This is a genomic window from Paraburkholderia xenovorans LB400 (assembly GCF_000013645.1).
Taxonomy (GTDB): Bacteria; Pseudomonadota; Gammaproteobacteria; order Burkholderiales; family Burkholderiaceae; genus Paraburkholderia; species Paraburkholderia xenovorans.
The window spans coordinates 1,098,357-1,111,437 of the sequence record NC_007952.1; the positions used below are offsets into that span (position 1 = coordinate 1,098,357).

Below are 13,081 nucleotides of genomic sequence, written 5' to 3' on the forward strand. Positions count from 1 at the left end.
TTCAAGGAGCTTTCGCATGGACCGTCCCGCGAAAATCATCGTGCTCGACGACGAAGTCGAATTGCGCAACATGCTGCAGCGTTTCCTGCGCGGTCACGGTTTCGACGTGAGGGTCGCCGAGGACAGCAAACGTCTCGACCGCTATCTGGAACGCGAGCCCTTCGACCTGCTGGTGCTCGATCTGATGATCGGCGAAGAGGATGGCCTCGCCATTTGCGCCCGCCTGCGCGAGCAGGGCCAGACCTTGCCGATCCTGATGCTGACCGCGAAGGGCGATCCGCTCGACAAAGTGGTGGGCCTCGAAACCGGCGCCGACGACTATCTCGCCAAACCGTTCCTGCCGCGTGAACTGGTGGCGCGCATCAACGCGTTGCTGCGCCGCCAGAAGATGGCTTCGGGCGACGTCACCGTGACCTCGCAGAGCGTGCGCTTCGGCGATTTTTCGCTGGATGTCGGCAAGCAGCAGCTATCGCGCGCGGGCGAGTTGCTGGACATTCACTCGGCGCAGATGTTGCTGCTGGTCGCGCTTGCGTCGTCGCCGAACCGGCCGGTGAGCCGCGACAATCTGCTGGCGCGCGCGCGGGGCCGCGATCACGATGCGCTCGATCGCAGCATCGACGTGCAGGTGCTGCGGCTCAGACAGATAATCGAGGACGATCCGTCCAAGCCGCGCTTCATCAAGACCGTGTGGGGCGTGGGCTACATGCTGGCCGCGGACGTCGACTGATGACGCGCTCGCTGCTGCAAAGAGCGCTGCCGAGAACACTGCTGGCGCGCAATATCGCGCTGCTGATCGTGCTCGTGATGCTGAGCCAGGTGTGCGTGCTCGGCGTGCTGCTGCACTATGTGCAGCGGCCTCGCGTGGAGCGCGCCGCGGCCGTCTTCGCCACCTATGTGAGCACGCTCGACAACCTGCTCGCGGCTACGCCGCTCAATGCACGCAGCCAATTGACGGCGCGCCTCGACGCGCGCGCGCAGGTCCCGGCCGAAGCCTTCGAGACGCCGCCGCGGACCTTCATGCGCGGCTATCGCCTCTATCAACGCAGCATGTTTCTCGACAGCCTGCGCGCGCACCTGCCCGCCGACATGCCCGCGCTATGGCAAGCCGTGGACGGCCAGCGCCTGTGGATCCGGATGCACGCGCCGGCCGATGCACCGAACGCGCCGTACTGGATCGCGCTGCCGGTTCCCGAGGACGCGCAGGGCAGCGGACTCGACGCCGCCATCCTGCTCTCGCTCGGACTGGGCGCGTTGGCGGCGTTGACTGGCTATCTGATCCAGCGCCACCTGAACCAGCCGCTTCAGGAGTTGACGCGCGCGGCGCGCCGCGTGAGCGCCGGAGAAATGCCCGCGCCGCTGCCAACCGACGGTCCCACCGAAATCGCCGCCGTGAGCGGCGCTTTCAATCAGATGACACAGGCGTTACAGCAGGCCGAGGCGTCGCGTGCATTGATGCTGGCCGGCATCTCGCACGACATCCGCACGCCGCTCACCAAGCTGCGGCTTTCTATGGCAATGGCAATGCCGGACGGCAGCGACAGCAGCTTCGTGGTCGCCGCCGAGTCGTATCTGGATCAGATCGAAACGATCCTGCAGCAGTTCATGGATTACGCCGGCAGCGGCGAGCGCGAGCAACGGGAACCGGGCGATCTGAATGCGCTGATCGAACGGCTCGCGGGCGATTTCGCGGGACTCGGGCACGAGTTCGAGCTCTCTCTCGCGAGCCTGCCGGCCGTGCCGTACCGGCCTATCAGCATGATGCGGCTGCTGATGAACCTGATGCAGAACGCGATCGTGTACGGCGGCACGGGGCTGGCCGTGCGAAGCTGGGCGACGCCCGATTCGGTGATCGTCGCCGTCGGCGATCGTGGTAAAGGCCTTTCGGCGCAGGAGCTGGAGCAACTGAAGGCGCCGTTCCAGCGCGGCCGCAATGCGCGCTCGCATAGCGGCGGCACCGGCTTGGGGCTGGCGATCGTCGAGCGGATCGCGCGGCTGCATGGCGGCGGCCTGCAGTTTCATGCGCGCGAGGGAGGCGGGCTGGAGGTGTGGGTGGTGTTGCCGCTCAATGGCTCGATGCGCTAGAGGAGGGCGGCGTGCCGTGCAGGGTTCGGCTAATGCAATCTGCAGGGCGTCGGGTCGTCAAAAGGCTTACACGGTCTCGCCGCCGCCGGGCGCCGTTCGTTCATTTCCGGTCCAGCCAGGCGTCCAGCCCGACCCGGAACGCAACGCCTGCGATCACCGGCACCGTCAGCATGAGGATGATGCCGAAGTTCGGAATCTGGTCGCCATAGGTGAGCGGGCCGTACAGCACGACAGTCGCCACGATCGCGAAGACCACCGCGCCGACGGCCACCATCAGAAGATTGCGCGCAGCAATGGGCATCGCCTTGCGCTGGGCCTTGCCCGGCGCGGTGCTGGCAGCGGGGACTTTGTCGTGTTGGGCGGGCATGATGGGTCTCGTGACGATAGGAAAAGCAGCATGAGCGGCAACGGTGAACGGCTGAGCCGAAGATGCGCGATGGGCATCATACCAGGGCGCGTGCGTTCCGCGCATTTCCGGCCGCGCCGGCCACCAATCCGCGCGTCGCGATCGCCGGCAGGAGTGCGGCGATCGCGTTGAACCGGGAGTCTCGTTGATGCAGGAACACGCCTGACATCAATATAAACCGCATTACCGGCAGCAGGATAAAAAGCGCGATGGCGACGGTCAGGAGAGTTACGACAGTCGCGGCGGTCACGACGGTCACGATCTCGCCGCGCAGCAAGCAGGCGGAGCAGGCGTTCCTTACGAGGTCAGCGCCGAAGGAATCCGCCCGGCAACAGGACTGGCCGCCTGGAAAGCGAACCGGCGAACCAGGCCGATCACCAGCGCGCCGGCCACCAGTCCCGACAACACGTCGGCAAGATAGTGGCCGCCTTGTGTGAGCGTCGAAACGATCATGAAAGCGTTCAGCACGATCGCGACGGGAAAAACATAACCGGCGTGACGCAATGCATACGCGAAGCAGAGCGCAAGAATCGTATGCAGCGACGGGAAAGAAACCAGTCCCTGCACGAATGACAGATTCAGCTCTCGCGCCTGGCCGGTTCTGAAAAGGCCGAAGTCGGACACGGTCGAGGCCGTGCCGGGATCGTGAATGCCGAAATGCACGAATGCGCTTTCAGCTGGAAAAGGCACGGAAATCAATATCACCAGCGTAGCCGACACCATGAACTGTACGACGAACTCCGCATAGTCCCGCGTATTACGGGTGATCGCGAGAATGACCGGCACGACGAACAGCTGGCAGGCGCCGGATGCGTACGCCCAGCCGAGTGCCCGGTGCAGCCACGGGTGCGCCAGAACCCACCGGTAGGTGTCGGGCCAATGGAATCCGAGCGCGGCGTCGGCGGCGATGAACGCATGGCTCGCCAGCGGGAAATTCGTCGTCACACACAGGTACTGAAACACGACACAGACCTTGCTGAACGTGGCCAGCACGGTGATCCACAGGAACACGTCGACCACGTTCCGGTAGAAGACCGATCGGCTAGCGTCTTTGTACGGTATGCGTGAGAGTACCCACAGCACGCCGCTGATCGCGACCAGCCCGCCAGTGAGTGCGATGGTCAGCATGACGCCGCCGCGGGCGAGCCGAAAGCCGATGCGGACCGCCCATATGCAGTCGATCAGCATCAGGAGGAATGTGAACCGCCAGGCTGCCCCGTAAAGTGCGCGTATCTGTTTTGGCATAAGTCCCCCGCATTTCTTTTTTTCGCATTATGCCTGCGATATTAATGCAAGGATGCGTGGTTCGCCGCCGCAAACCCGAAGCGGGGGGGAAGTCGATTATCAGGCCGGATTTGCGGCATTCCATGTTGCCCGCGCGTCATTGCCGAGAATCTTCATCGAGCTCAGCGCGTCAGGTTGCGGCCCGGTCTTCCAGGCAGTTCATCTATACACCGACGATTGTTGCCGGTAGCTGTGAAGGACCGTAGTCGAGCCACAACTGCCTTTCGCCGATATGCGAGAGCTGTGGCAGGTTGCAAACTGGAGCGGGCATTCGCGCGGGGTCCTCGCCGGCAAGTTGTCGGTCTTAGGCGATGCTTGAGGCGGTGGGACAGAAAATTGATTTGCGTGTTCAGATACCTTATATTTGCCGCGAGGGTATGCGCTAGGCTTCGGCCTAGGACCTCATTGAGGTGACCCTATTAAAGAGCGATCTTCGGGTCGCGGGCTTCGGCCAGTCCCCTGCGGGGGAGTTAAACTATCCTTAAATCTTCGCATACCCTCACCTCTGATAACTATGACAACGATTCCCACGCCCCCTGTTGACCCGTTTCAAAAAGCGCGCGAAGCGTTATACAACCGGATTTGGTTTACACGTAAGGCTCGCATTCAATCTGAAAAACGGTTGTTGGAGAATGACTTTCACGCGCAACTAATGCTTCAACTTTTTTCCGCTTATAGCATCGGACTGTCGATTTATCTCTTGAAATTTCATGCGGTCGGTCTGTCAGACGATGCGGCTAACGTGACATTAATTGTCGTATCTGTTTTGCTATTTGGAATTGCTCCATACGTCAGTGCGCGAAATTTTAAGGGTCGTGCAGAGGAATTTAAGGCAGTCTACGTGAAGCTTCAAACTTTGTTGGATGATTTAAATCGAATTGAGTGGATGACGTCTGTTCAAGAGGCACACGCTGCGTATGGCGTGGTAGAGAAGGAGTACGCGCGGACGTTGGCAAGCAGTGAAAATCACCTTGAAATAGATGACGCAGTGAGCCGATATGGTGCGAGAGACATAAGTCGCCCTTTGTCGAAACGCGAGTGCGTAAGCGTGTTTCTATTTTTTTCGAGGCGTTGGGCTATCTGGCTTGGCGGGTACATTGTGCCGCCTGTGTTCTTTTTCGCGTACCCTATCGTTTTCAAGTGATATGCGCCCCTCAGAAAAATCGTATAAAGCAATATTCGCAAGCTCGAATCTTAAAAAAATATATGAAGAGCATATAGCGAAGACAAGCGCGATCGGAATTGACCGAATTAATCGGTCCACGTTCGAAAGGAATTTAAACGCGGAGATTGCTCTCATTAGAAGGAAGGCGGGGAATCGTTCTTATCATTTCTCGCAATTCAAAGAAAAACTAATATCAAAAGGAGCCAACAGATTTCCGCGTGTGATTTCTATTGCGACGTTTCGCGATAGAATTACACTTCGCGCTATGTGCGATATTTTGAAAGCTCGATTTGAAGGGCTGCTTGAACTAAAAATACCACAAATTGTAATTCATGATCTGAAGCGTGAAGTTGCTTCCGGAAAGTATAACTATTTCATTAAGCTCGACGTACAAAATTTTTATCCTTCAATTTCCCACGCGATTCTTCGGGAAACTGTGAAGAAGCGGATAAAAAGTGCGAATGTGATATCGCTGCTAGACAGTGCGTTGGAGACGCCTACCGTCGCTGTAGCAGATAAAGGCAGACGAGCCGAACCGGTGGGTGTGCCGCAGGGGTTGTCAATATCTAACATTCTTGCGGAGATTTTTCTCCATCGGTTCGATATTTGGATGGAAAAAAAGCTGGGGGTTAAATATTTCAGGTACGTGGATGACGTATTTGCCCTTTGCACATCTGATCCCGCACCTTTTTTTTCTGAGATGAGCCGCACACTGGAAGGCGATTTTAGCCTGAAAGTTCACGATATCTCGCTTCCTGGCTCGAAGTCCGTTTTCGGTCCCATTGGGGAAGAGTTTTCATTTCTCGGATATCTCTTTGTAAATGGTAAGGCGCGCGTCAAAGAACAGTCTATCCAGAGACTGGAAAGTTCGCTGGCTGACGCATTCACAACATACAAATACCGATGTCAAGAGATAAAGCGAAAGCAAAAAAACAAAAAACTAAGGAGGCAAAATTTGACTTTTGCGAAGAACGTATTGCTATGGCGAGTCAATCTCCGTATCACTGGTTGCATCTTCGAAAACACCAGGAAGGGATGGGTTTTTTATTTTTCGCAGATTGATGATTCGAGTGTCGAGCAGCTTCACAAACTGGACAAGACAGTTGAAAGCCTGATGGCGCGATTTAACGTTTCGACAACTAAAAAACTGCGGTCTTTCGTCCGAGTCTATTTTGAATGCCGACGACGTGATCCGACGGAGCGCGGATACATACCGAATTTCGATACAACGTCTGTGGCAAGTATGCGACGCATTTTGGAAAGCTATTTTGGACAAAGCGTGAAAGGGCTGTCAGACGCGACGGTGCGATCGACGTTTTCCTTCCGGATCAGGCGAGCTACTAGAGAGCTGGAACAAGATATCCAAGACATCTCATGAAATGCGTGCTCTGGACCTGATTGGCAACAGACGCTTTTAGCGTCGGGGAATGGGGCGAGTTATCCCAATTGTCGGGCTAACGCTTCAGGCGCTGCGACTCGGCGGCAGTGAGTCGCACGACACCCTCGTATAGCGGTAAGCGGTCGAGCCGTACGCCCGCGGGGTATGACTAATTCCCAAAGTAATTCCCAAAGGGGGCACCCGTCCGGCTAGGCCATGGCAAGTTCCAGTTACAAAGTGATTTTCAACGCGCTTGATCGCGAAGACTATTGGCTCCCGCGGGACTGCATTGGTATGAATTGCGTTTGACTCTTCACCGCTCTTCGGTCGTCACACGGCAATGGACAGCATTCGAAGGCAGAGGAGACGTTCGAGCGTCCGCCAACAATGGCCCTCGAATGGTGGTAGTTGGCCGAACCTCGTCGTGACTGCTCTATATCTGTCGTGCCTCACCGAGCGTCGATTGGTTGGGTATGTGATAGATGACGGACATGTATTTCGGCGTCTCACGCCGTTCCACGATAACGCCGCCGAGAGATTCGGCGATGCGACGGCTCGGGTAGTTTTCTTCGGCTACCGGGTAGGTGAACCTCGCGACGCCAAGTACCAGGCTTGCCCATCTCGCCACAAGCCTCACGGCCTCACGGCCTCACGGCCTCACGGCCTCACGACCAAGGCCTTGTTTGTGGAAGTCGTCCCGAATCCAAATGCCCAATTCCGGCGTCGTGCTCCGAACACGATGGAGTCCGACAAGCCCCAAGAAGCTCCCGTCTTCCCGTTGGCGAATTGCAAATACGAAGTCCGTCCCATCAGATATCGTCAGCAACCATCCCTGCCAGATGCGATCAAAGTCCTCCCTGCTAGCGGGTGGATTCCATGACATGAACCGCGTAAGTGAGGGAGTAATGCAGCGAAACGTCACGTCAGCGTCGTCAGCCGAGAATGGTCGAATCGAAAGCCGCTCTGATTCAATGTGGATTTCGTCCATGCGCATTACCATTTTTCTCCCTTTTTGTCTGCCGGCGCCCTTGGATTGTCCACAATCTACGCTCCTGTGTCGAACGTCCCTTCATGGCCGGCGCATGTCAGTTTGTGGGCCGAACCGCTTATACCTCACTCACGACTGGCCGGCGAGGAATTCGGTAAGCGACGGATATGCACTTTGGTGTCACGCGGCCTTCCACAATGACGCCGCCCAACGATTCGGCGATGCGCCGGCTGGCGCGGTTCTCTTCGGCAACCGGATAGGTGAAACTGGCACAGCCAATGGTTCGCGTGGCCCAGTGTGCAACCAGGGTGACGGCCTCACGACCAAAACCATTTCGATGACGACGGCCGTTCGCGACAGCCGGACCCTTAAGCGCGCCTGATAGTTACTTCAGTCGAAAAAATTCGGGCAGTGCCCCGGTCCATTCTGGATATCGTTTCCTTTTCAACGCATCGAGCAATCCAGTACCACGGCTATCCATGCTGCCGGTGTCCCTTCCTCGGGAAATCCCTCCCTTATGATTCCCGCTGAATGGGAATTGTATTTTTGAAATTCGAGAATGATCTGGCATTCTGAGTTCTTGTTGGATCTTGGGTGGCGTGATCGTGAACGTGGAACAGGGTGTGACAGGGGCCGAACGGGTGTTGCTGGTGCTGGCCGCGCTCGCCAGTCATGGCAAGGCGATGTCAGTCAAGGATCTGCTAGCCGTGACCGGGCTCGCGCAAAGCACACTGTACCGTCAGATTGCGCTGCTCAAGCGTTGGGGTTTTGTCGCCGAAAACGCTGGGTATTACGCGCCCGGTCCGATCAGCTTGCAACTCGCGCTTGGCTTCGATGTGAATTCGCTGCTCGTCGAAGCGAGCCGCAGTGAGATGCAGCAGCTCGCGCGCGCGTCGCAGGAAAGCATTGGCCTCGTGGTCGCGGTCAGGCACCAGGTGATGTGCCTCGAGATGGTCGAGAGCCAGCATTCGTTGCGCTGCTCGTTCGAAAAAGGCCGCGCCGTCCCGCTCAAGGCGGGCGCCTCGGCGAAGTCCCTATTGGCATTCATGGCAGACAGGGCGCGCGTCGAAGTGCTCGACGGCCTGTTCGACAACGACCCCGCCGGCCGTGCCGCGATTGAAGCAGAACTTCAACAGATTCGAACCCAAGGCTACGCCGTTAGCGACAGTGAAGTCGACCCGGGCGTGTGGGGCGTCAGCGCCCCGATCTTTCATCACAGTGGACGCGGCGCCGGCAGCAGCGCGTCGATCACGTTGATGGCGCCATCGACGCGCGCCATCGGACGAGAAAGCCAATTCATCGACGGGACGCTACGTACGGCCCGCGCCATTTCCGAGCATATGCAAACCGATTAGCGGGACGAAGCTTTTCGATTTCATCCTTCAATTCGGTTCCCGAATCAACCGCATGACTTGATAGAACCACAAGGAGCCTACCCCATGAAGCTGCAACGACTGTTGTCCCTTGCATGTGTCACGTTCGCCGTGACGTTTGGCGGATTTTCCGGCGCGGCGTCAGCACAAACGCCGGATGTGCTGAACGTCGCCACCGACGCCACTTTCCCGCCGATGGAGTACACCGAGAACGGCGCGCGCACCGGCTTTGACGTCGACCTCATGAATGCGCTCGCGAAAGCGATGGGCAAACGCGTGCAATGGACCGACATTGACTTCAAAGGGCTGATTCCCGGCCTGATCGCGCATCGTTTCGACGCTGCGATCTCTGCCATCTACATTACCGACGAGCGCGCGAAAGTGGTCGACTTCACCGATTCGTACTACGCGGGGGGGCTGGCCGTGCTGGTCAAAAGCGATTCGCCGATCAAGACGGTGGCCGATCTGAACGGCAAGAAAGTCTCGGTCCAGGTGGGCACGAAGTCGGTGAACTTCCTGCGCGATAACTTCCCGCAGATCAATCGCGTCGAGGTCGAGAAGAACCAGGAAATGTTCGATCTGGTGGGCATCGGCCGTGCCGACGCTGCTGTGACGGGCAAGCCGGCTGCGTATCAGGTTGCGAAAACGCGCACCGGCTTCCGCGTACTCGACAAAACGCTGACAACCGAAGCCTACGGCATCGCGGTGCGCAAAGACGAGCCGCAGTTGAAGGCAGCTTTCAATACCGCGCTCGCCAGGATCAAGGCTGACGGCACGTATGCGGCGATCGCCAGGAAGTGGTTCGGCGCGAGTGCGCAATAAACGGCCGGGCAAACGAAATGGAACTTGATTTCTCGCCGGTGATTGCCGGCTGGCCAGACATCATGCGAGGCACGTTGGTGACGGTCGAAGTGACCGCCGCGTCGCTCGCGCTCAGTTGCGTGCTTGGCCTGTTGATCGGCATCGGCCGGCTGACGCCGAAGCGGCGCATGGTGTACGGCTTCTGCACCGCGTACCTGACCTTCTTCCGCGGCACGCCATTGCTGGTGCAACTCTTCCTGCTGTTCTTCGGCCTCCCGCAATTCGGCATTCTGCTACCGGCGTTTGTGTGCGGCATGCTCGGGCTCGGTCTGTATTCGGCGGCTTATGTATCGGAGATCGTGCGCGGCGCGATTCAGTCGGTCGATCGCGGGCAGATGGAAGCGGCGCGTTCGATCGGCATGTCGGCGGGGCAGGCGATGCGCGCGATCATTCTTCCGCAGGCCATCGTGCGGATGATCCCGCCGCTCGGCAACGAATTCATCGCGCTGATCAAGAACTCGGCGCTGGTGTCGCTGCTGACAATCGACGATCTGATGCATGAAGGCCAGAAGATCATCAGCGTGTCGTATCGTTCGCTCGAAGTGTATCTCGCTATCGCGCTGGTGTATCTCGTGTTGACGCAAGCGACCAATTACGCGCTGCATCGCGTCGAACGTCGTTTGCGTGCTGGAGGAATGGTGCAATGAATACCGTGGCCAAAGTCAGTGAGCCTATCGTCAGCATTCGCGGGCTGACCAAATCGTTCGGCTCGCATACCGTGCTCAACGGCATCGATTTCGATATCCAGCCGCAGCAGGTCGTGGTGGTGATCGGGCCGAGCGGCTCGGGCAAGAGTACATTTCTACGCTGCTGTAATGGACTCGAACAAGCAGAAGGCGGCACGATCGACATTTGTGGGCATCGGCTAGTCGACCAGGGCGAGATGCTCAAAGAGCGTTCGCTGAACGCGCTGCGCACCGAAGTCGGCATGGTGTTTCAGTCGTTCAATCTATTTCCGCACCTGTCGGTGCTGCATAACATCACCGTGGGGCCGCGCATGTTGCGTGGCGCCAGCAAGGCGCAGGCCGAAGCGACTGCGATCGCGTTGCTGGAGAAGTCGGACTCGCACACAAGGCGCATGTGATGCCGGCGAGTCTGTCGGGCGGTCAGAAGCAGCGGGTTGCGATTGCTCGCGCGCTAGCGATGCAGCCGCGGGTGATGCTGTTCGATGAGCCCACATCCGCCCTCGATCCCGAACTGGTCGGCGAAGTGCTGCAAGTGATGAAACTGCTCGCGAGCGAAGGCATGACGATGGTGGTAGTCACACACGAAATGGGCTTCGCGAAGGAAGTCGCCGATGTGGTGGTCGTGATGGACGGCGGTGTGATCGTCGAAGCGGGGCCGCCCGCGGAGATTTTCTCTGCGCCATCACAGCCGCGCACACGCGCATTCCTGCAGGCGGTGCTGTCACGCGCATGAGAGTCCCATTCAATGACAAGGTGTGGGCAGGCCGTTCCGACGACGGCGAGGCCGGCGACACGCGGCGTGTTTTCAATCAGGTGACGCCGTTCGGTAGCGCGGTGCGGGTGCAGCACGATGCGCCGGTGATCGTGGGTTTCAGCTCCGATGAAGGCGTGCGCCGCAATCAAGGCCGGATCGGCGCGGCGCATGCACCGATGGAATTGCGCCGCGTGCTGGCAGGCTTGCCGGCCAAAACGGCAATGGTGGCGCTGGCCGACGCCGGCGATGTGGTGTGCGACGACGGCGACCTCGAAGCCGCGCAGGCGGAACTGGCCGACGTGGTCAGCGAGGTGCTGGCGGGTGGCGGACGCCCGCTGGTGTTGGGCGGCGGTCATGAAGTCGCGTGGGGCACATATAGCGGTTTGCGGCTGCACCAGCAGCGTGAAGCCGAGAATGAAGCCACGCTGCTCATATCGCGCAAGCTGCTGATCATCAACTTCGACGCTCACTTCGATTTGCGTCAGAAGCGCCCCGCGAATTCCGGCACGCCGTTCGATCAGATCGCGCTTGACTGTGCGGAGCGAGGGGTGCCGTTCAATTATGCGTGCTTCGGCATCAGCGATCTCAGCAATACAGCCTCGCTGTTCGCCCATGCGGAGCGACTTGGCGTGCACTACGTGTTCGACGTCGATATGCAGGAAACGCAATTGCCGCAGCGTCTGAATGAGCTTCAGAAGTTGCTGGACGCGGCGGACGACGTCTATCTGACGATCGATCTCGACGTGTTGCCGGCCGCCACGGCGCCGGGTGTCTCGGCGCCCGCTGCGCTGGGCGTACCGCTATCCGTGATCGAAGCGATGGTGCTGCGCGTGCGGGCTTCGGGCAAGCTGCGCGTGGCGGATATCGCGGAGTACAACCCAACGCTCGATCAGGACAGACGCACCGCGAGAGTTGCCGCGCGACTGGCGTACCGGTTGCTTTAAATCCGGGACTCTCGAACCGCGGGGCGCATGCGGAAGACATCAATCGGCCCTTGGCCGACTCTTGCCTCACACCGTTCTCAAGGCCGGATCGCGTCGGTGCGAAGAATCGTCATCAAAGTCCGGGCGTTGCGTTGTCCCTGGTCTTCAAAGCAGTTGTTGAAAATGACATGCGTGCGTCCCGCGCGCGTCGCGATCGCGCGGATCGGCACAGCCAGTTCGGTCAATTCCGCTTCGTCATAGTCGTAGTCGAAGCGGTCCGAGGCGCTCGCCGCGCCCGTCGCGCTCCATGTCTCTGTGTTGCGCCCATGCAGACGCACCATCGCCAGCGCGGGATGGGTTACTTCCCATACTGTATGCACGCGGTTGGTCACGTCCGGCGGGGCGTCGACGATCACATGCACGATGCCGCGCTCGCGCAGAAAGTCGATCGACCAGGCCGCATGCGCCTCGTCGAACCAGGACTGGTTGCGAAATTCAGCCGCCATCATGTAGCCCGCCATCCGCGCCCTGCATTCGTCGACCAGCGCGAGGCCGTCCGGCGCGCGCGTGATCCACGGCGCGAACTGGAACAGCACGGCGCCGAGGCGCCCGCTCAGGCGCAGCGGTTCGAGCGCCTCCCGGTAGCGCCGCCATAGTTCATCGCGGATCTCGGCGGGCATGTCGCGGTAGTAGACGTTCTTCTTGCGCGGGCCGGTAATGCCTTCCGGCAGCGCCATCGCAATGTCTTTCGGCAGCGCGTCGGGCGAGGTCTGATGGCCGGTAAATAGACGGAACGCCTTGAAGTTGAACGTGAAGCCCTCGGGCGTGCGTTCGGACCACAACTGCGCATTGCTCGCCGAAGGCATCGCGTAGTAAGCCGAGTCGACTTCGACCAGCGGGAACTGCGACGCGTAAAAGCGCAGGCGTGCTTCGGCGCTGCTGCTGCCGCGCGGATAAAAACGCTTGCAGGCAATCAGCGTTCTGTCGGTCCAGCCTGCGGTGCCGCATCGAATGTCCATCGGCGAGCTCGGGTGGAAGGTGTCGCGTCGGCGGGCCAGGACGCCACTTCGGTTACGCCGGTGAAGGTCCGGCAACGCGGACATGCGTCGCCCGCTCAGGGCAGCGACAATTGTAGGGCACAACGCCGGCCCGGTGGACGGATCACCGCAGGCCCGAATCCT

At 59.3% G+C, this 13,081-nt stretch carries 12 protein-coding genes and 3 pseudogenes; 9 read left to right on the forward strand and 6 right to left on the reverse strand.

Features of this window, described 5'->3' with window-relative positions:
- Window positions 1-16 precede the first annotated feature (16 nt).
- A complete protein-coding gene (locus BXE_RS26880; protein ID WP_011491280.1) occupies window positions 17-727 on the forward strand; it encodes a response regulator in 711 nt (236 codons plus the stop codon).
- Window positions 727-2,082, forward strand: coding sequence for an ATP-binding protein (locus BXE_RS26885; protein WP_011491281.1), 1,356 nt, complete (start codon window positions 727-729; stop codon window positions 2,080-2,082). Before BXE_RS26880 ends, BXE_RS26885 begins: the two co-directional genes overlap by 1 nt.
- Before the next feature lie 100 nt (window positions 2,083-2,182).
- On the opposite strand, the gene BXE_RS26890 is transcribed toward BXE_RS26885, so the two are convergent.
- From BXE_RS26890 to BXE_RS26900, 3 genes are all read right to left on the reverse strand, one after another.
- Complete coding sequence (locus BXE_RS26890) at window positions 2,183-2,449, reverse strand: hypothetical protein (RefSeq protein ID WP_040124883.1); 267 nt, start codon at window positions 2,447-2,449, stop codon at window positions 2,183-2,185.
- Window positions 2,450-2,525: 76 nt separating this feature from the next.
- Complete coding sequence (locus tag BXE_RS26895; RefSeq protein ID WP_148223006.1) at window positions 2,526-2,747, reverse strand: hypothetical protein; 222 nt, start codon at window positions 2,745-2,747, stop codon at window positions 2,526-2,528.
- Between the two features lie 38 nt (window positions 2,748-2,785).
- Complete coding sequence (locus BXE_RS26900; RefSeq protein ID WP_233518970.1) at window positions 2,786-3,616, reverse strand: phosphatase PAP2 family protein; 831 nt, start codon at window positions 3,614-3,616, stop codon at window positions 2,786-2,788.
- 670 nt (window positions 3,617-4,286) lie between these two features.
- Between BXE_RS26900 and BXE_RS26905 the strand changes: the two genes are divergently transcribed.
- Together BXE_RS26905 and BXE_RS26910 are read left to right on the forward strand one after the other, a co-directional pair.
- Entirely contained in the window at window positions 4,287-4,916 is a 630-nt protein-coding gene (locus tag BXE_RS26905) for an SLATT domain-containing protein (protein WP_011491285.1), read from the forward strand.
- 1 nt (window position 4,917) lies between these two features.
- Window positions 4,918-6,315, forward strand: a complete 1,398-nt coding sequence (locus BXE_RS26910) for an RNA-directed DNA polymerase (protein ID WP_011491286.1) — start codon at window positions 4,918-4,920, stop codon at window positions 6,313-6,315.
- Between the two features lie 433 nt (window positions 6,316-6,748).
- Here the strand turns inward: BXE_RS26910 and BXE_RS26915 are convergent.
- Both BXE_RS26915 and BXE_RS44555 read right to left on the reverse strand, forming a co-directional pair.
- Window positions 6,749-7,309: pseudogene (locus tag BXE_RS26915) on the reverse strand (GNAT family N-acetyltransferase).
- Window positions 7,310-7,421: 112 nt separating this feature from the next.
- Window positions 7,422-7,634, reverse strand: a pseudogene (locus tag BXE_RS44555) (GNAT family N-acetyltransferase; N-acetyltransferase); the annotation flags it as partial.
- 274 nt (window positions 7,635-7,908) lie between these two features.
- On the opposite strand from BXE_RS44555, the gene BXE_RS26920 reads away from it, so the two are divergent.
- The 5 genes and pseudogenes from BXE_RS26920 (at window position 7,909) to hutG (ending at window position 11,921) form a co-directional block, all read left to right on the forward strand.
- Entirely contained in the window at window positions 7,909-8,658 is a 750-nt protein-coding gene (locus BXE_RS26920; protein ID WP_011491288.1) for an IclR family transcriptional regulator, read from the forward strand.
- Between the two features lie 84 nt (window positions 8,659-8,742).
- Complete coding sequence (locus BXE_RS26925; protein WP_011491289.1) at window positions 8,743-9,498, forward strand: transporter substrate-binding domain-containing protein; 756 nt, start codon at window positions 8,743-8,745, stop codon at window positions 9,496-9,498.
- Window positions 9,499-9,515: 17 nt separating this feature from the next.
- Window positions 9,516-10,184 carry an amino acid ABC transporter permease gene (locus BXE_RS26930; protein WP_011491290.1) on the forward strand — a complete coding sequence of 223 codons (669 nt, stop codon included), beginning with the start codon at window positions 9,516-9,518 and terminating at the stop codon, window positions 10,182-10,184.
- Window positions 10,181-10,956, forward strand: a pseudogene (locus BXE_RS26935) (amino acid ABC transporter ATP-binding protein). The gene BXE_RS26930 and the pseudogene BXE_RS26935 overlap by 4 nt, the downstream one beginning before the upstream one ends.
- Entirely contained in the window at window positions 10,953-11,921 is a 969-nt protein-coding gene (hutG, locus tag BXE_RS26940; RefSeq protein WP_011491291.1) for a formimidoylglutamase, read from the forward strand. The pseudogene BXE_RS26935 and the gene hutG overlap by 4 nt, the downstream one beginning before the upstream one ends.
- Window positions 11,922-11,998: 77 nt before the next feature.
- Here hutG and BXE_RS26945 read toward each other — a convergent pair whose 3' ends face one another.
- Window positions 11,999-12,919, reverse strand: coding sequence for a DUF72 domain-containing protein (locus tag BXE_RS26945; protein WP_011491292.1), 921 nt, complete (start codon window positions 12,917-12,919; stop codon window positions 11,999-12,001).
- Window positions 12,920-13,081 lie beyond the last annotated feature (162 nt).

Bases quoted from the DNA above. Each gene is read 5' to 3' on its own strand.
- BXE_RS26885 (WP_011491281.1), top strand. From the start codon at position 727: ATGACGCGCTCGCTGCTGCAAAGAGCGCTGCCGAGAACACTGCTGGCG.
- BXE_RS26910 (WP_011491286.1), top strand. From the start codon at position 4,918: ATGCGCCCCTCAGAAAAATCGTATAAAGCAATATTCGCAAGCTCGAAT.
- BXE_RS26945 (WP_011491292.1), bottom strand. From the start codon at position 12,919: ATGGACATTCGATGCGGCACCGCAGGCTGGACCGACAGAACGCTGATT.
- BXE_RS26930 (WP_011491290.1), top strand. From the start codon at position 9,516: ATGGAACTTGATTTCTCGCCGGTGATTGCCGGCTGGCCAGACATCATG.
- BXE_RS26880 (WP_011491280.1), top strand. From the start codon at position 17: ATGGACCGTCCCGCGAAAATCATCGTGCTCGACGACGAAGTCGAATTG.
- BXE_RS26905 (WP_011491285.1), top strand. From the start codon at position 4,287: ATGACAACGATTCCCACGCCCCCTGTTGACCCGTTTCAAAAAGCGCGC.
- BXE_RS26900 (WP_233518970.1), bottom strand. From the start codon at position 3,616: ATGCTGACCATCGCACTCACTGGCGGGCTGGTCGCGATCAGCGGCGTG.
- BXE_RS26925 (WP_011491289.1), top strand. From the start codon at position 8,743: ATGAAGCTGCAACGACTGTTGTCCCTTGCATGTGTCACGTTCGCCGTG.
- BXE_RS26890 (WP_040124883.1), bottom strand. From the start codon at position 2,449: ATGCCCGCCCAACACGACAAAGTCCCCGCTGCCAGCACCGCGCCGGGC.
- hutG (WP_011491291.1), top strand. From the start codon at position 10,953: ATGAGAGTCCCATTCAATGACAAGGTGTGGGCAGGCCGTTCCGACGAC.